Genomic DNA, 17770 nt, shown 5'->3' on the forward strand with positions numbered 1-17770 from the left:
GACTGGCACACTCCAAACTTAACAAGTCAACTATGCGATATAATGCGCTGTTGCATTATCTTAATCGTGTCGCATGATAAACTATTTACACCAAGAGCAAAACTGGCAATCACAACTCAGTGACCTTATTACCGATCCTTTAGAGTTGTTGAACCTGCTCGAGTTATCCACTGATCAGCTATTATCAGGGGCGATTCTGGCTTCTGAAAAGTTTAAATTGCGTGTTCCGCGTGCGTTCGTCGGAAAAATGAACGCTAAAGATCCTCTTGATCCGCTTTTACTCCAAGTGTTGCCACATCATTTAGAACTTGAGGAACATCCTGAGTTTGTCACCGACCCTTTAGGTGAAGAAGCAGCCAATCAGTTACCGGGTGTTTTACATAAATATAAATCTCGTTTTTTACTGACTTTGACCGGTGCATGTGCGGTCCATTGCCGTTACTGCTTCCGCCGCCACTTTCCTTATCAGGAAAATTTACCTAAAAATGAAGATTGGCTAAACATTAAAAATTATATCGAGTCGAACCCCGATATTAACGAAGTGATTTTAAGCGGAGGTGACCCTCTTACGCTTTCTAACCGTAAATTAGCGCTTTGGCTAGAACGTTTATCATCTCTCAAACAAGTGAAGATTCTGAGAATTCATTCACGCGTTCCAATTGTCATTCCAAACCGTATCGACGAAGAGCTTATTTCTTTATTAAAAAACAGTAGGCTGCGTATTATTCTGGTGGTACACTCAAACCATGCTTCTGAACTCGATGACTTTACTTGTTCAAAATTGTTGCAGCTATCTGAACACCACATTACTGTTCTAAATCAGGCAGTATTGCTTAAAGGGGTGAATGATTCTGCTCAAACTTTAACTGATTTAAGTTATCGTCTATTTGAAGCTCGCGTTATGCCATATTACTTACATGTATTAGATAAAGTAAAAGGCGCACAACATTTTGATTTAATACCATCTGAAATAGATGCGATATATCAAGACGTGTTAGCGAGCCTACCAGGATATTTGGTTCCTAAACTCGTCAGGGAAATTGCGGGCGAAAAGAATAAAACACCGCTTTTTGGGGCTACAACTTTTTGAGTTATATAATAAGTGATGATGAATAATGCGCTTTCGGACATTTTTCACAATCAAACCGCACTTACTCGTGAACGGTTAAGCTTTTGTGAAGCCAACATTAAAGATCTTAATGAGTGGGTCACTACCCTTTCTATTATGCAATTGGCTGATACTTCAAAAGCGCTATTTACAGCAATTTTGGAGCTGAATGAGTTAAATTGTAGTGAAACCTTACGCTTTGACTTAATTCAGACACTTCACCCAACCATTAATAATGTGTTGGCGAGTTTAGAAAAAAACTTCTTTAACCAAGGCGTCATTAGTACCGACCGTAACGAGCACATTATTGAACTGGCTATGCTTCTGCGCTGTTATTTTGCCAGTATTTATTTAAATATTGCGCAAACAAGCCACGAACAGCTACAAAAGCAGAAGTTTTCTTTATTCTCTTTTAAACAAAAGAAAAATTTACAAACCGCACGAATTCTGGCGACATTCCACGCATTGCAGCAGTTGACCAATCTTTTATATCAACAGCATATGCTCTATAGCGAACCTGTCAAAGGTCAATGGTTAATTGCTCACCAGCTTTACGAAACAGCAGTTCAATACAAATATCATTTAACCAATATTAATCATATTCAAGGTGTACAGCATCCGCTAGCCAATATTACGCAGGCTTATGCGCAGCTTATTTTATTAGATATTTTTAACACCAATCAGATTCGCCAGTCAGAAATTCAGGCCTTGTTTCAATGTAGTTTTGATTGGGCACGCATGATTCAGATCTTGCCGAAAGACACTGCTTCAACAAAGTATGTGGTCGACCCGACTAAAGATCATCCGCCTGTATATAACAAAAAACAAAGCTCAAACTTCAACCCAAGCATTTTTATTAGCACGCAAGCTTTGCTTGAGCATGTCACTGCCACCATGCATAAAAATGCTCAATATATGTCTAAAAATGAAAAGATTTATTTAAGTCCCGCATTAAAGTTTCACGTTCAAACGATTTTGGGAACCACAGCACAGCGCCGTCATGAGCGTTATGAATATAATGCAGCTTTACAAATTTGTTTTGGCTTAAGTACCGTACATTTTTATTTATCTAAAGCCAAAAACTTTGAAGAAACGCTACAACTGAGTAATAACTATAATTTACAAAGTGAATCGAAAGTTTTATCCAATTTAGAGAAAAAAGAACAACAAACCTCGTCTTATCAACGCTTAAGCCGTGAGAGTAAAACCATTTATCAAACTACCGTGCTTGATATTAGTGTTAATGGCTATCGTATTAAATGGTCCGGCGAAGCACCTAAAAACTTAAGAACCGGCGAATATATTTTGGTGAAGGAAACGCTACATGGTCAGTGGCGTGGCGGTGTAATTCGCTGGATTAAGCAATCTACAGAAAAAAGTCTGGAACTGGGTTTAGAAATTCTTTCACAGGCCATGTTCCCTTGCGCTGTACATATTCAGGCAGAGCGTCATACGCGTAATTATCACCCTGCACTATTACTACAAACTCAAAACCTAGAAGAAATACAAAACACGCTTATTTTACCGGGGTCTCAAATTTTTAGAGAGCAACAAACAATTCATTTACGATTGGGGACAGAAGAAATCAAAGTGTATCTACTCAAAGCACAACTCATTACTCAAAGTTTTATTCAATTTCAATTTGAGCTTCTGAATGAGCAGCAACAGTACCTGCTTGATCAGTTCATGCTGAAAAAGAATAACACCGTGAATAGCCAAGATTTATGGGAAGCATTAAAGTGAGAAACTCTTTACTATCTAAAAGGTTAAAACGTACTGAAATACGTTTACTCATTATTGATGATAACCAGTTACGTTATAACCAAATTTTAAATTTATTATCGGGGAATGATTATCAAGTTAATGCCTTATTACTTGATGATTTAAAAAGTTTTGAAAAGCAGCTCAATACATCTTGGGATGTCATTATTTTTGGTCGCGCCTATGATTTGAAAATTGAACAAACTCTCTCCCTTGTTCAAGCCTCAGAACAGCCGCAGCTTCCAATATTACTTTTACAGCCAGATGATTACCAAGCGCAGCAATATCAAAGCTATATTCAAAAAGGGATTTATGATGTAGTCCCATTAGAACCGCTAGATTATTTCTATATTACCTTGGTTCGGGCACTGTCATACAGCCGCCTTTTACAGACGGAACAACGTCTTTTGGCCGAGCTTGATACCATTCATACGCATACGCAAACACTGGTCGACAACAGCCATAAAGCCGTTGCTATTTTCCAAGAAGGTATCCACATTAAGGCTAATACCGAATATTTGAATCTTTTTGGTTTCCAGCAAGAAGAAGATATTATTGGATTACCGATTTTAGATGTCTTACAACCTAACGATTTAAATGTTTTTAAGCAGCGGTTTAAGAAAATTTCTTTAGGCCAGTTCGATCAAGCACGCTTTGAAATTCAGAGTCAGCATCAGGCTATTTCGGGTAATAATGCGCTAAAACTCGAGTTTATTCCAAGCCAAGAAGAAGACGCGGTACAACTCACCATCGACTATCAAGTTGATTTAACTACTCCAGCAAATAGTACTCCGTCCGAAAAAAGTGTTGGGTTGAGTGCAGCTTGGCCGCAGATTAATCGTCATTTATCGACCCACCCTGCCCAAGCAAACGCCGTTGTTTTATTTAGACTTGCACAGTGCCCAGAACGACTTTTTCAACAGGGTTGGCAAACTTTAGGACAATATTTCAATCAGCTCCATGGTTTTTTAAAAGACCATGCACAGATGCCAATTTTCCAAGTCGACTTGGGTAGTTATGTCGGGATTTTACAAGCCGAAAATAGTTCAGTTTTAAACTCACAGCTAACGAGTTTACAAACTTTGCAAAAAGAACATTTGTTAAAAGTAAATGAGCAAAACTTTTCAGTGCAGTTAAAGCTTGGTTATGCTTTTCTCAACCAGCCCTTAACTGAGAACTCTTTTAGCTCATTATTGAATGAGGCGGAAAAGCAAGGCTTACCTCAGGTTACACCTCAACTTGAAGTAATGCCAACCGTAGACAAAACGGTTTCACCGAGCATTGAAGCTGTTCCTCTTGATTTAACAATTGAACATTTTGACCATACGCCTCAGTCCTCTTTGCTCCAGCAGTTAAGACAAAAACTAGCTCAGGGCGAAATACATCTGAAGTACCAGCAAATTTACGATAAGCATGACCAAGAAACTCACAACTATGAAGTGACAAGTGGTTTTATTGCGGGTGAACAATGGTATGACTTAAATGATTTAAGTGATCTTAAAGAAGATGCAGAACTTTCAATTCAGTTAGACCGCTGGATATTGGTAGAAGCGTGTAAACAGCTTCATAATTTCATTGCTCAGTATCCTAAAGCGAAACTCATTATTAACCTTAATATTGATATTTTGCTGAAAGATAAAACATTCCCTGAGCTGATTTCCAAACTACTGACTATTATCGGAAGTAAAATTGAAAGCCCACTGATTTTGCAATTTTCAGAACAAGCTCTTCAGCCTTATCTTCCAATTGCTCAACAACACATTGCTCGCTTACGCCAACATGGTGCAGAAATTTCAATTCGAGATTTTGCTTCTTCTATGTATAGCGATTCAATATTACAGCAGCTTGATATTCAACTTGTAAAATTACAGTCCAGCAAAACTGATCTATTAAGCTCAGACCAAGGGCTTAATAACTTACAAGAAAAAATATTGAACTATTTGACTGTAAAACCGATTGGAATTTTATTAGCTCACTTGAATGATATGAACCTGTTTGCCAATGCATGGAATGTAGAAGCGCGCTTTCTACAAGGTGATTATTTTCAGAAAAAACTTGACCGCTTAACAGACGTACAAGACCAATAATGGTCTTGTATATTAAAAACAAAAAACGGGCATAAGCCCGTTTTTTGTTTCGTTTTGAAGTATTAACGCTTGATAGAGCGAGACATACCAGCAAAACGTTGTTTGAATTTGTCGATACGACCACCAGTGTCTACATTCTTTTGTTTACCAGTGTAGAAAGGGTGGCAAGCTGAACATACGTCAAGGTAAATAGTTTCTTTACCTAAAGCAGAACGAGTTTCGATTACGTTACCGCAAGAACAAGTTGCAACTAATTTTTCATATTTTGGGTGAATATCGGCGCGCATCGTCGATTACTCCTAATTGAAGAAAGGCTTAAGCTGTCATCGCAATTGATCACTCTCAATTAAATTGAGGAAAGCTTTTACAAGCAGATCAACACCACAACAGACCATTCTTTTGGCCCACCGAAACCTCAAGGGTTAGAGCTAAGCACAACAAGTGGGCAGTATTATACGCCATATAAATTTTTTTTGCGAATTAATCTTGGGATTTAGCCAAGTAATTTGCAATTACCCCACAGACCATTAACTGGATTTGGTGAAAGATCATAATTGGTAAAACAATCATACCTAAAGGTTGGCCAATAAATAAGATTTGTGCCATAGGTACACCACTGGCCAAGGTCTTTTTTGAACCACAAAAGAACACTGTAATTTGATCAGCTCGGTTAAAACCAAAAGCGCGCGGTAAATAAAGTGCAAGCAGCATAATAATGGTGAGTAAAACAGAACAAGCAATGGTCAAAAGCAGTAAGGTTTTCCAACTCACCTGATGCCAAAGCCCCGCAACCACAGCCCCACTAAATGCGCCATAGACCACCATCAAAATTGAACCTTGGTCAAATGCTTTTACAATACTTGGTACTTTTGCCATATATGGAAAAACATAGGGACGAAGTAATTGCCCTAAAACAAAAGGCACTAATAGCAACAAAGTAATTTGTATAATTGAAGATGTAGGATCAAATCCGTGCTGACTTTGTCCTAAAATAAAGAAACTGACTAAAACTGGCGTAATAAACATACCTACCAAATTTGAGAAAGATGCGCTACATACCGCCCCTGCCACATTCCCTTTTGCAACCGAAGTAAATGCAATAGAAGACTGAACAGTAGATGGCAAGAAACACATAAACAAAAAACCCCAATAGAGCTGCTGCCCTAATAAAGGTAAAAGAATAGGTTTAGCCAATAAACCAATAGCAGGAAAAATAAAGAACGTAATTGCAAATACCAGTAAGTGCATTTTCCAATGCAAAATACCTTCAATGACTGCCTCACGAGACAGCTTGGCACCATGCAAGAAAAATAAAATAGCAATCGCGACTGTAGTTAATGTATTGAAATACTGCGCAGCTTGACCACTGACTGGAAAAAAAGTTGCTAGTAGTACCATGCCAACCAACAAAATTGTAAATCGATCAAGTGCCAAGAACTTCAGCATGTTCACATCCTATGATTATTTTAGATAAAGAAAAGCCCAGTTGATAAATTGACCATTTGGTCAAGCCTTCATCATACTGGGCTATAAAAATAAAGCTAGACTTTTAAGACCTAAATCTTAAAGCGCCTGAGTCATTTATTTAATTATTTCTAGCATTTGCGTCTTGTTGAATAAGCTCGACTTTGTAGCCATCCGGATCTTCAACAAATGCAATCACCGTTACACCACCCTTCATTGGGCCAGCTTCACGAACGACTTTACCGCCACGTGCTTTGATTTCTTCACATGCTTTATAAGCATCTTCAACACCAATCGCAATGTGACCATAGCCATTTCCTAAATCATAACTTGAGGTATCCCAGTTATGAGTAAGTTCAAGCACGGTATTATTTTCTTCATCGCCATAACCAACAAATGCCAGTGTAAAGCGACCTTCTTCATAATCACGCTTACGAAGTAACTTCATCCCTAATACTTCGGTATAGAACTTTAAAGATTGTTCTAAATTGCCTACTCGCAACATTGTATGAAGCATTCGCATGTTTATTCACCTGCCTTTTCTATGTCATGTGTTTGATGATCTTTAAGCAGTTTTCCAACCCAAACAACTAAAATTAAGATTGGAATCCCGATCATTGTGGTCATCAAAAAGAAGTTTGGGTATCCAATATTACTCACTATGGTACCCGAATATCCACCTAAAAGTTTTGGGGTAAGGGTCATAAGTGAGCTAAAGATCGCATATTGAACAGCAGTAAATGACACACTGGTCAAACTTGAAAGGAACGCAATAAATGCCGCACCGGCTAAGCCTGAAGCCATGTTATCAACGACAATGGCAAAATAAAGCCATAGTGAGCTATAAGGTTTAATGACTTTACCACTAATCTCAACTTCTTGACCTGATTGAGTATCAATGTACGGTAAAGGATCGATATTCACATCTAATTCAGGTTTTGGTACAGAATTTGAAGCGACTTCATAGTGGTGAGTAATCGATAATATTTTTTGATTTCCATCGACAATTGAAGCAGTAAGTTGCTTACTTGGTGATGACAATAATTTTTGCATATCAATTGCTGCGTTAAACACACCCTTTTGATCTGTCATTTTTGCATCAAAATTTTGTCCATCAAGATTCACCACAATCTTTTGAGTAGGTGATAAGGCTTTACCAAAATACTGCCCACGAATCACGACACTGCCTTCGGAAGAGTTAGCCGATATCTGATCACTTCCCATTAAAGGTAAAATTTGTAAAGGAACACTCTCAGAGTGAGTTGTCAATAGAGGTTGAGCCCGAACGATAGTCTCGGCTTGTTGATCTTGCAAAGCATAACCAGCTTTGACATCAATTTGTTGGGTGCCATTAAAACTTGAGCTTGGCACTTTTAGCTTCCAATACCCCACTTCATCTGGCTTCACTTTATAATGGTGATTCCCAATTTGGACATCCACCATATCAAGCGGTTTTCCAGATTTTACTAAGCCAATGAAAATGAGATTAGTAGAGCTTGCCAATACAGCACCAACGAACATCAGTTTCATGATGTTCATACGTTGAGCTAATAAGCCACCTAAGAAACCACCCACCAAACTGAAAATAACACCATAAACTTTTACGGCTTCAGCAATTTGTTCTTTGCTAAAGTTCAGATCTTGATAAAAGACATTAGAAATCACACCAGCAATAATGTCTGAAATACGGAAGAACCCAATCAAGAATAGAAGTACTAAGGCAAGTTTGACACCATAACGTTTAAAGAAATCCAGAATTGGGGCAATCCAAGTTTCCTTAGCCATTTGCTGGTTCACCACACCTATTTTTACTAATAGATAACCAGCTAGAATGGCAACGCCTGTCGCCGTTAAGAACCTTAAAGCTTCTAAACCAAATAAAGCAGCACTATCTTGAATATTGCCAGCTTTTGAAATTGCTTCGGTAACTTGGCCTGAGTAAATATAGGTTAATACAAATGAAATAACTGCAATAAAAAATACTAAAACCAGACGGTAATAATCACTTGATTTATAGTTTTTATATATACGATCAACTTTAGGTTCACGAACGAGTAAAGTTGTAATAATACCGACCAACATGACTGCTGCCATCGTTAAATAGGTCGTCTTCCAAGCCTCGTAAATATAATTTCCTTTTGCGGTCCCCAAATGCGCCGCTAAGAATAATGCACCAGCACCAGCTACAATCATACCGATCCGGTAACCCGCATTATAAGTTGATGCCAACACTGTCTGCATTTCTGTTTCAGCCAGCTCAATACGATAAGCATCAATCACAATATCTTGCGTTGCAGCCGAGAAGCCAAGTAAAACTGCGCCTGCTGCCATTTGAACAAGGTAACTATGACCTAAAGCAGGGTCGGCAAAAGCCATTGTACATATCGCAAGTACGATTAAACACTGCGCAATAAGCAACCATGCACGTCTTCGGCCTAAAGCTTTAGTCAAAACTGGTACAGGTAACTCATCAATTAAAGGAGCCCAAACAAATTTAAAGGAATATCCTAAAGCCGCCCAACTGAAAAAAGTGACTGCACTTTTATCAATCCCTGCTTCACCTAGCCATAAAGAGAGACTAGAGAAAATCAATAAAATAGGTATTCCGGCAGAAAAACCCAGAAATAGCATAATTAATGCACGACGGTCTAAAAATGCTTTAAACGCCGAGACCCAACCAGAGGTTTGTGTGGTCATTCGTTTTTTATTTTCCATAAATTATAAATGCGCCTATTCAATCGCTTCTTACAATTGCTTTCAAGATTCTTTATGCAATCAAGTTTTGTTTTGATGATAAAAACGGCAAGTTTGCTTGATATTTTATGCTAAACCTGTATACCTTTAATCTTCAACCTTCGTTTTCTTTTGCTGGATATCAACAGTGACACAAAAACTTGATCAAGTGACATCTTCAACTTTATCACTCGCTAAAACAAACACCACAAACGTCACAATAAATGCATTTCCTTCAGCTTTTGAGCAACCTGATATTAAAATGACTTTAGATAAAACAGCGTTAAAACCCGAACAACTTACGCATATTCCAAATTTTGAAAATATTCCAGCCTCAACAAAACGCATCAAGCCGCTCAACAACTTTTTAGGGCAAGACCGCGCCAAAGCTTCGGTAGAAGCTGGCATTTCCTTACCCTACTCTGGTTATAACATTTTTGCGGTAGGAACAGCAGGCTTAGGTAAACGCACCATGATTAAGCGTTTACTACAACAACACGCCAAAACAATGCCTACTCCAGATGATTGGGTATATGTTTATAACTTTAAACAGGCTCGTCAGCCCATTGCGTTACGCTTCCCTGCTGGACAAGGAACCAAGTTTCAACAAACTCTTCATCAAACTTGGCAAATTATTTTAAAGCAGCTTGAACGCCGTTTTAGCGCAGAGACTTATCATAACCGTATCGAGCGAATCCGTCAGGAAACTGGTGATGAACAGCAACAGGCACTTGTCGAATTAACAAAAGAAGGCGAAGAACTTGATCTAAAATTGATTTCTCGAAATGAGAAACATGGCTTTGTACCTGTACAGTTAAAAGATAATCAGGTTCAAGAACTGACTCAAACAGAAATTGACGCTTTAAATAGTAAACAGCGTGCTGAGATTGCAGCCAATATTCGCTATATGGATAAAAAGCTTGAGCGTCTTGGTTTGCATTTGGGCGACTTAGAAGATGATGCACGCGACAAAGTTTCTGTTTTAAATCGAGACATCGCCACTCAAGTGGTTATGCCACGCATGGACTTAATTTTAAATAAATATGGGCAAGTGAAAGGCCTTGAAGATTATTTAAAACAGTATGCTCAAGATATCATTGACAATGTTGAGTTAATTTTAGAACAAGAAGAAGATGACTTTGCTCCTGCTATGTTCAATCGCGTACCGGCGCGTTATCAAGCAAATGTGATTGTCTCAAACAAGCCAAATAGCGGTGCTCCAGTTATTTTTGAAGATTTCCCAACGCACTACAACTTGCTGGGTCATGTAGAACAACTCACCCACAACGGCACAATTACTACAGATTTCACTCTTATTCGCCCCGGTGCCCTACATCAAGCCAATGGTGGTTTTTTAATGCTTGAGGCCGAGCAATTACTCGAACAACCTTATGCATGGCAAGGTTTAAAGCGTGCCTTAAAATCGGGCCAACTCAAGCTCTCTTCTCTTGAACATATGTTGACTTTAACCGGCAGTATCTCGATAGAGCCTGCTGCTATTCCACTTGATATTAAAGTGGTACTGATGGCAGAGCCTGAGATTTATTATGAAATTTTAGAAGTAGAACCAGAGCTTGGTAGCGTATTTAAAATTCGCGCAGATTTTACCGATACATTACAACGTAATGACGAAAATGAACAAGCTTATATGCAGCTGATTGCAGACTATGTACAAGCCGATAAACTGCTTCCATTTGACCGCAGTGCTCTAGCGGCATTACTGACAGACTCAAGCCGTCAGGCCGAAGACCAAAGCTCATTGTCGTTACATGCTTCAACGTTGGGTGATCTTATTCGTGAAGCGCATCATCATGCATTTAAAGCCAATGATAAGATGGTAACCGACCAGCACATTAACCTTGCCCTACAACACCGACAATATCGCTTAGGCTATTTAAGAGAACTTTACTGGCAAGATTTATCGCGTGGAACCCAGTTAATCGAAACTTCTGGCCATCGTTTAGGACAAATTAATGCCCTCTCTGTCATTCACTATGCAGATGTTGAGTTTGGTTTACCTTCACGTTTAACTGCCTCGGTTTATCAAGGCGGTGGTGATATTCTTGATATTGAACGTAGTGTAGAACTAGGCGGTTCATTGCATGCCAAAGGCGTGTTACTCATGTCTAGCTTCTTAAAAGCTCACTTTGGCCGTGAACAGATTTTACATTTTTCTGCTGCTCTGGCTTTTGAACAAAGTTACGGACAAGTGGACGGCGACAGCGCAACCGTTGCCGAGCTTTCTGCATTAATCTCTGCAATTAGTCAGTTACCAATTGATCAGTCATGGGCAATTACCGGTTCTATGAACCAGTTAGGTCAAGTTCAACCAATTGGTGGCGTAAATGCAAAAATTGAAGGCTTCTATGATGCATGTAAGCTACAAGGTTTAACTGGCAAACAGGGTGTCATTATTCCACGCCAAAACATGCAACACTTGATGCTACGTCAAGATGTGATTGATGCGGTGCGAATGGGTCAATTCCATATCCATGCAATTGATACAATTGATCAAGCACTTGAGATTTTAATGGCTCGCCCTGTTGGTACCCTCGACAAAAAAGGCAAATACAGTAAGCATTCTATTTATGCCGCTGTAATGGAACAACTTGAGTACTGGCAAGCGATCGAAGATGGCGCAGAAGTTGAAGAGGAGCCAAAGAAGAAAAAGAAAAATAAGAAAAAAATTAAAAAGCATGAAGAGCTCACAGCCGATGATCTTCCTCAAGAAACTCAAGAGGAAGTTGCTACGCTAAAGCAAAAATAACACTGACATAAAAAAGGGCTTGTAATAACAAGCCCTTTTTTATGAATAAGGTAAAAATTAACGAACAATCTGCATTGCTCTTCCGCCAGCCAACTGACTAAAGTATTGCTTAAGCGCTTCGACACAACGTTGAATCTTCATTGGCTGTTGATCGTGTTTTGCAATCTCTGCATATAAAGTGAAAGCTGGGAGTTTCCAATCTGGAAGAATTTCAATTAAAGAACCATTCTTTAATTCTTTTTGAGCATCTAAATATAAAATTCTGGCAATTCCATGCCCTTGCTGGCATAGCGCTTTAGCCACTTGTAAATTATTACTTTGCAAACGGCTTGTCATCTCGATATTTAATTTTTCACCAGTTTTAGCGTGCTGAAAATTAAAACTACGTGAATCATTCATTGCATTGATAGAAAGCAACTCATGGTTGTTTAAATCATTTGGATGCAAGATCGGGCTTGTTTGATTGAGATAGCTGGGAGAAGCTACCAAAATCTGATCGACAAAAGCCATAGGAATAACAGAGTCGCTCTCTTCTACCGCTGTAGAACTCATGCGCACTGCAATATCAATTCGCTCTTCGATTAAATCGATATATCGATGCCCCACTTCAAAATGAACAGATAGACCACGGTGGGCAGACATCCAGTGAGATAAAGCAGGAATAATGTGCTGAACCGCTAAATCAGGGGTAGTTGCAATACGCAAGTCACCAATCAAATCATCTCGCAATTCATTGATTCTGATTTTGCCTCTTTCTGCTGCTGCCAACATTTCTTGGCAACTTGAGAAAAAAGCCTGCCCTGCTTCAGTCAAACTAAGTTTTCGCGTAGAACGATGTAATAAAATTACATCCATTTCATTTTCAAGAGAACGGATTTGCTGACTTACAGCACTTGTTGTAATGCCTAATTCACGTGCCGCACCACTAAATGAACTTTTTTCAACCACACAAGCAAAAACACCCATCGCACGAAGCTGATCTAACATAGGTTTCCTCAAATCTAATTCTAAATTTATAAAAAATGCTTATTGTTGTAATGAAAGCAACCAATTGTATTATACGAGGAAACCTATATTTAATGCATTAGCTAATTTGGTAAAAGATTTGCAGGGTTGATCGGTTTACCGTCAAGGCGAATTTGGAACTCAAGCATAACGCGAGATGCCCCTGAAGACCCCATTTCAGCAATCTTTTGGCCTGCGGTTACATTGTCACCACTCTTGACCATCATCTTGCTATTGTGGGCATACGCACTGATGTAACCATCAATATGTTTAATTAAAACTAAGTTACCATATTCTTTCAGACCATCGGCTGCGTATACAACTTGACCATCAGCCGCCGCATAAATCGGGTCACCTTGGTTACCACCGTAACGGATTCCTTTGACATTATTCGCCAAATTAAAGCCTTGAATAACCGGACCGTTATTTGGTTTCACCCAACGTAAGCTTGAGCTTGGAATAGATGCTCCCACTGTTGTATTGGTTGATGGCGCAACAGTTGCTGGTGGCGGAGTGGTTGTGGTTGGTGCAGTAGTTGTCGGTAAAGCAATTGTTTGACGCTTAATCGGTTCCGGTTGCGCCATGACTTGTGTCGACACGGTTCTTGGTGAAGAAGATTTCTTCAATCGTAATGATTGATTAACATAAATACGATATGGCGGTGCAATACCATTCATCTCTGCAATACTGAGATAGTCCAGACCATAACGCATTGCAATACCACTTAAAGTATCACCTGAACGGACCGTGTAATAGTTAGGAGCCATTGCATAGCGAGAACTATTATTAATTTGTGGTTTAGAAGCACATCCTGCCATTGCAACAGTAAAACCTACAGCTACAGACAACATCATAATTTTCATTATTTTGTCTCTTTGAATATGCAATCTGCTTTGTTGCCCAGTTAAATGCATCGATCTCCCTCACTAAATGCTACAAATCATTTCGGCTAAGAGTACCAAAAAAGTAAGAGGAAACATGATCCTCTTTTTCTTTATTCACAAAGTTATAACATTCGGCTCAGTTTATTACCCCAAACTGGCCTGTAAATCTTCTAAAACCGCATAGTTTGTTGCATCCATCTGAATTGGCGTCACGCTCACAAAACCATTCGCGACCGCAAAAAAGTCAGATTGAATTTGGCTAGCAATACGCTGTGGATCAGTTACCGCCTCACCAGCAAGACCAATCCAGTAAACCTGTCTTCCTCTAGGGTCTACATGGCTGGTGATAGGTTTAGATTGGGCACGGCGGCCTTGGTAAGTAATTTGTGTACCTTTAAGCTGAGGTACATCTGGAATATTAATATTAAAAATATGTCGCGGTGGCAATGCTGGTAGTCCTTTTGCGATAAAGTCATGTACCCATTTGGCAGCTTGCGCATAATCATCTTTATGGTCGTATGAACGTACATCAGGCCCAGCCAAAGAAACCGCAATTGCAGGTTGTTTCATTAAACGACCTTCAAAGGCAGCGCCAACAGTTCCTGAATATAAAACGTCATCGCCTAAATTTGCGCCACTATTGATTCCACTGACAACCAAATCAAATTCGAAATCAAATAATCCATTCATGGATAAATAAACACAATCGGCTGGTGTGCCATTAACAGCCCATACATCTTCAGCAATTTGAATAGGACGTAAAGGACGATCTAAAGTTAAGGCACTCGAAAACCCGCTTCTTTCACTTTCTGGAGCAACCACCACAACACGGCCTAGTGGTTTTAACGCGTCAGCTAAAGCTTGTATACCTGGTGCAAATACACCGTCATCATTGGCAATTAAAATATTCACAAAAAATCTTTCTCGACAAATAAACCCAGAGGTTTTCTCAATTGAATTATTTGTTGAATTATATATATTTATGCCTCCATAGCATTATAAAATTGTGAAAAAATGAAAACTTTCGCTCCTTTTTTTCAAGTATTGGGGATCAGTATCACATTGTGTACTCAAGCGGTTTTTGCTGACGAGGGTATCTCAACACAAGAAGCTGACAGCTTAATTAAAGATGACATTGCCTCGACTCAAGTCTTACAAGAAATTTGCCCTAATTTTGTTGGCGCAAATAAAAAACTTGAAACCAATACCCAAAAGATTATTGCAATGTATCTGGGTGGTTATTCCAATAAATCAATCACCTTCTCTGCGCTGCAAAATGATTCAGAATATAAAACCCTGTTAAGTGAAGCACGTCAGGCTGCCAAAGAAATGGATCACCACGAACAACATGAACTTTGTGAGGAAGTGGTAAATTACAAAGATTAAGAGCTTAGCTCAATCAGTAAGCTTATCTTTGGGGTTTTCTGTTGAGATAAAGCAGAAAACCTACATAACAATACATTTTTTCCATTTTTTTAGCGTTTAAATTGTTTAAGCTATCGGCATATTTCAAATTTTTGTTTCAGGTTATCCATGTTTATGAAAAAAAGCTTAGTTCAATCACTTTCTGTTGTTTTACTCATGACAATGGCAACAGTGGGTTATGCTGCTGACAAGAAAAAAACAGCTGAAAAGAAAACTGAAAATGAAAATGTTGTTGAAGTTACACCGACCAAAGGTACTACACCGGAAGAATTAGCAGCAATTCAAGTACTTTCTGAAATTTGCCCAAGTTTAATTGGTAAAAAAGATGCCGAATTTGCTCAAGGTTATGAGCGTCTTGTAAAAGACTATTTGCCAAATGAAGCCGATCCAGTTGCAGCTTTAGAAAAACGTAGTAAAGACAAGAGCTTCAAGAAAGTCTTAAAAGAAGCACGTAATGATGCAAAAGCTGCTGGTAACGAACAAAATACGTTAGTTTGCCAAGACGTGAAAGCTTATCAATCGCAAAACTAAATTAGTTAAAAACTCTCTAGTTACAATACTGTTTGAAAAAGCCGACTTCCCCCATAGAAGTCGGCTTTGCTTTATCCTAAAATGCTAGGCTCTTCTGCTTCATACAAGATATTGGAATTACCTAGAATGACTCGAAAAAGCGCTATTGCTGCACTCCTCCTCTTACCAAGTTTTTCTTATGCAGCAACTGTCTTATCAGCTCCGCCAGAATTAAATAATAAGTCTTATGTATTAATGGATTACGAGACAGGACAAATTCTCGCTTCTAAAAATGAAAATGAAAAGCTTGCTCCTGCTTCTATGACTAAAATGATGACAAGCTACATCATTGAACAAAAATTATTAAAAGGTGAGCTTACCGAAAATGAACAGGTTCGTATGAATGAATCTGCTTGGTGTAAAGGCAGTAGTTCTGAATCATGTATGTATGTTCCATTAAATGGCACAGCAACTGTTTTAGAAATGCTTCGCGGTATTATTATTCAGTCAGGTAATGATGCATCAAAAGCAATGGCTGAACATATTGCTGGGAATGAAGGTACTTTTGCTCACATGATGAACCAGGAAGCAAAACGTATCGGAATGACCAATACCCAGTTTATTAACTCAACAGGTATGCCAGCTGAAGGTCATTACTCAACTGCAAAAGATATGGCTGTTTTAGCACAACATATTATTAAAGACAGCTCAAAATACTACCCGATTTATTCTGAAAAAGAATTCACATTTAACGGTATCAAACAAGGTAACCGTAATGCTTTACTTTACACTGACCCAAGTGTTGATGGCTTAAAAACAGGCCATACTGATGAAGCTGGTTACTGCTTAACGACTTCAAGTAAACGCGGTCCAATGCGTTTAATCTCAGTTATTTTTGGTACACCAAGCATGTCTGAACGTGCTGACCAAACTCGTGCATTATTGGCATGGGGTTTTGCAAACTTTGAAACTGCAAATGTACAACCTGCAAACCAAGTTCTTGCAAAAGCTAAAGTTTGGTTTGGTAAAGAAAATGAAGTTCAGGTTGGTTTAGCTGAAAACTTTAATGTGACTATGCCTAAAGGCAAAGCGGACGGCATTAAAACTCAGTTGGTTGTTCAACCGAACCTAAATGCACCACTTCAAAAAGGTCAAGTCGTTGGTAAGCTTGTTGCTAGTTTAGATGGTAAAGTTATTGCTGAAAAACCATTGGTTGCTTTAAAACCTGTTGAAGAAGCTGGTTTCTTCGCACGTTTAATTGACCATATCAAACAATTCTTCAGCAACTTATTCTAAATTTAAATAATTTTAGAATAGTTGAATTAAGCACTCATGCTATTAGCGTGAGTGCTTTTTTATTTTATACTTTTACTAAATTTTCTATTGATACTTCTCATGGCAAAAAACATCCGTCCTTATTTAGACCATCACCCACAAATTGATCCAAGCTGTTACATTGATGAAATGTCCGTGGTTGTAGGTGATGTTAAATTGGCCGAAAATGTTTCGGTGTGGCCTTTTGCAGTCATTCGCGGAGATGTAAATAGTATTCAAATTGGCAAAAACAGTAATGTACAAGACCACTGTATGCTACATGTCAGCCATAAAAATGATGCAAAACCTAATGGTTCACCTCTTATTATTGGTGAAGATGTCACAGTAGGCCATCATGTGACTTTACATGGCTGTACTATTGGTAACCGCGTACTAGTCGGAATCAATACGGTTATTTTAGATGATGTTGTTATTGAAGATGATGTGATGATTGGTGCGGGAAGCTTAGTTCCGCCTCGTAAAGTCTTAAAAAGTGGTTATCTTTATGTTGGAAGCCCCGTACAACAAGTACGTCCTCTAACCGAAAAAGAATTGGCATTTTTACCTTACTCAGCAAGACATTATGTAAAAGTGCAAAATAACCATAAAGATAATCAAATAAATTAAAACAAATCGAGTTTTTCAAACGATAGAGTTCTTAGCATGCTCTATCGTTTGTAAGATGACCGTAGCCAAAAACCCCTAAATTTCG

15 protein-coding genes are annotated in these 17770 nt (G+C 38.7%); 8 read left to right on the plus strand and 7 right to left on the minus strand.

Going from position 1 to position 17770, the window contains the following annotated elements:
- Window positions 1-73 precede the first annotated feature (73 nt).
- From epmB to KNQ97_RS04205, 3 genes are read left to right on the plus strand one after another with little or no spacing between them, the layout of a single operon-like run.
- Entirely contained in the window at window positions 74-1090 is a 1017-nt protein-coding gene (gene epmB, locus KNQ97_RS04195; protein ID WP_000611579.1) for an EF-P beta-lysylation protein EpmB, read from the plus strand.
- Between the two features lie 15 nt (window positions 1091-1105).
- Window positions 1106-2851, plus strand: coding sequence for a GTPase (locus KNQ97_RS04200; RefSeq protein WP_253611955.1), 1746 nt, complete (start codon window positions 1106-1108; stop codon window positions 2849-2851).
- Window positions 2848-4956, plus strand: coding sequence for an EAL domain-containing protein (locus KNQ97_RS04205; RefSeq protein ID WP_103236193.1), 2109 nt, complete (start codon window positions 2848-2850; stop codon window positions 4954-4956). The genes KNQ97_RS04200 and KNQ97_RS04205 overlap by 4 nt, the downstream gene beginning before the upstream one ends.
- A 62-nt stretch (window positions 4957-5018) precedes the next feature.
- On the opposite strand, the gene rpmE is transcribed toward KNQ97_RS04205, so the two are convergent.
- The 4 genes from rpmE to KNQ97_RS04225 all read right to left on the minus strand — a co-directional run bounded on the left by rpmE (window position 5019) and on the right by KNQ97_RS04225 (window position 9135).
- Window positions 5019-5243 (minus strand): 50S ribosomal protein L31, encoded by a 225-nt coding sequence (rpmE, locus tag KNQ97_RS04210; RefSeq protein ID WP_001200845.1) that lies wholly within the window; start codon window positions 5241-5243, stop codon window positions 5019-5021.
- A gap of 193 nt (window positions 5244-5436) precedes the next feature.
- Window positions 5437-6408: a bile acid:sodium symporter family protein gene (locus KNQ97_RS04215; RefSeq protein WP_001984712.1), complete on the minus strand. Its 972-nt coding sequence runs from the start codon at window positions 6406-6408 to the stop codon at window positions 5437-5439.
- A gap of 133 nt (window positions 6409-6541) precedes the next feature.
- A complete protein-coding gene (gloA, locus tag KNQ97_RS04220) occupies window positions 6542-6943 on the minus strand; it encodes a lactoylglutathione lyase (protein ID WP_001242511.1) in 402 nt (133 codons plus the stop codon).
- Window positions 6944-6945: 2 nt separating this feature from the next.
- Window positions 6946-9135, minus strand: a complete 2190-nt coding sequence (locus KNQ97_RS04225; RefSeq protein ID WP_253611919.1) for an MFS transporter — start codon at window positions 9133-9135, stop codon at window positions 6946-6948.
- Between the two features lie 166 nt (window positions 9136-9301).
- Here KNQ97_RS04225 and KNQ97_RS04230 point away from each other — a divergent pair, with 166 nt between their 5' ends.
- Window positions 9302-11920, plus strand: coding sequence for a Lon protease family protein (locus KNQ97_RS04230; protein ID WP_000192286.1), 2619 nt, complete (start codon window positions 9302-9304; stop codon window positions 11918-11920).
- A gap of 57 nt (window positions 11921-11977) precedes the next feature.
- Here KNQ97_RS04230 and KNQ97_RS04235 read toward each other — a convergent pair whose 3' ends face one another.
- The 3 genes from KNQ97_RS04235 to surE all read right to left on the minus strand — a co-directional run bounded on the left by KNQ97_RS04235 (window position 11978) and on the right by surE (window position 14721).
- On the minus strand, window positions 11978-12907 hold the full coding sequence (locus KNQ97_RS04235) for a LysR family transcriptional regulator (RefSeq protein ID WP_000886772.1): 930 nt from the start codon (window positions 12905-12907) through the stop codon (window positions 11978-11980).
- Window positions 12908-13008: 101 nt separating this feature from the next.
- Complete coding sequence (locus tag KNQ97_RS04240; protein WP_000550750.1) at window positions 13009-13839, minus strand: peptidoglycan DD-metalloendopeptidase family protein; 831 nt, start codon at window positions 13837-13839, stop codon at window positions 13009-13011.
- Window positions 13840-13953: 114 nt separating this feature from the next.
- Window positions 13954-14721, minus strand: coding sequence for a 5'/3'-nucleotidase SurE (gene surE / locus KNQ97_RS04245; RefSeq protein ID WP_001023216.1), 768 nt, complete (start codon window positions 14719-14721; stop codon window positions 13954-13956).
- Window positions 14722-14823: 102 nt separating this feature from the next.
- Between surE and KNQ97_RS04250 the strand changes: the two genes are divergently transcribed.
- The 4 genes from KNQ97_RS04250 to KNQ97_RS04265 all read left to right on the plus strand — a co-directional run bounded on the left by KNQ97_RS04250 (window position 14824) and on the right by KNQ97_RS04265 (window position 17685).
- On the plus strand, window positions 14824-15195 hold the full coding sequence (locus KNQ97_RS04250; protein WP_000846418.1) for an MCR_0457 family protein: 372 nt from the start codon (window positions 14824-14826) through the stop codon (window positions 15193-15195).
- A gap of 147 nt (window positions 15196-15342) precedes the next feature.
- Window positions 15343-15765, plus strand: coding sequence for an MCR_0457 family protein (locus KNQ97_RS04255; RefSeq protein ID WP_000480886.1), 423 nt, complete (start codon window positions 15343-15345; stop codon window positions 15763-15765).
- A 126-nt stretch (window positions 15766-15891) separates the two neighbouring features.
- Window positions 15892-17040, plus strand: a complete 1149-nt coding sequence (dacC, locus tag KNQ97_RS04260) for a D-alanyl-D-alanine carboxypeptidase PBP5/6 (protein WP_000197255.1) — start codon at window positions 15892-15894, stop codon at window positions 17038-17040.
- 99 nt (window positions 17041-17139) lie between these two features.
- Window positions 17140-17685, plus strand: coding sequence for a gamma carbonic anhydrase family protein (locus KNQ97_RS04265; RefSeq protein ID WP_001107199.1), 546 nt, complete (start codon window positions 17140-17142; stop codon window positions 17683-17685).
- Window positions 17686-17770: the final 85 nt, after the last annotated feature.

The organism is Acinetobacter sp. UC24323 (assembly GCF_024151445.1).
GTDB classification, from domain to species: Bacteria; Pseudomonadota; Gammaproteobacteria; order Pseudomonadales; family Moraxellaceae; genus Acinetobacter; species Acinetobacter baumannii.

Bases quoted from the DNA above. Each gene is read 5' to 3' on its own strand.
- KNQ97_RS04255 (WP_000480886.1), top strand. From the start codon at position 15,343: ATGTTTATGAAAAAAAGCTTAGTTCAATCACTTTCTGTTGTTTTACTC.
- epmB (WP_000611579.1), top strand. From the start codon at position 74: ATGATAAACTATTTACACCAAGAGCAAAACTGGCAATCACAACTCAGT.
- dacC (WP_000197255.1), top strand. From the start codon at position 15,892: ATGACTCGAAAAAGCGCTATTGCTGCACTCCTCCTCTTACCAAGTTTT.
- KNQ97_RS04225 (WP_253611919.1), bottom strand. From the start codon at position 9,135: ATGGAAAATAAAAAACGAATGACCACACAAACCTCTGGTTGGGTCTCG.
- KNQ97_RS04265 (WP_001107199.1), top strand. From the start codon at position 17,140: ATGGCAAAAAACATCCGTCCTTATTTAGACCATCACCCACAAATTGAT.
- KNQ97_RS04235 (WP_000886772.1), bottom strand. From the start codon at position 12,907: ATGTTAGATCAGCTTCGTGCGATGGGTGTTTTTGCTTGTGTGGTTGAA.
- rpmE (WP_001200845.1), bottom strand. From the start codon at position 5,243: ATGCGCGCCGATATTCACCCAAAATATGAAAAATTAGTTGCAACTTGT.
- KNQ97_RS04200 (WP_253611955.1), top strand. From the start codon at position 1,106: ATGATGAATAATGCGCTTTCGGACATTTTTCACAATCAAACCGCACTT.
- gloA (WP_001242511.1), bottom strand. From the start codon at position 6,943: ATGCGAATGCTTCATACAATGTTGCGAGTAGGCAATTTAGAACAATCT.
- KNQ97_RS04250 (WP_000846418.1), top strand. From the start codon at position 14,824: ATGAAAACTTTCGCTCCTTTTTTTCAAGTATTGGGGATCAGTATCACA.
- KNQ97_RS04240 (WP_000550750.1), bottom strand. From the start codon at position 13,839: ATGCATTTAACTGGGCAACAAAGCAGATTGCATATTCAAAGAGACAAA.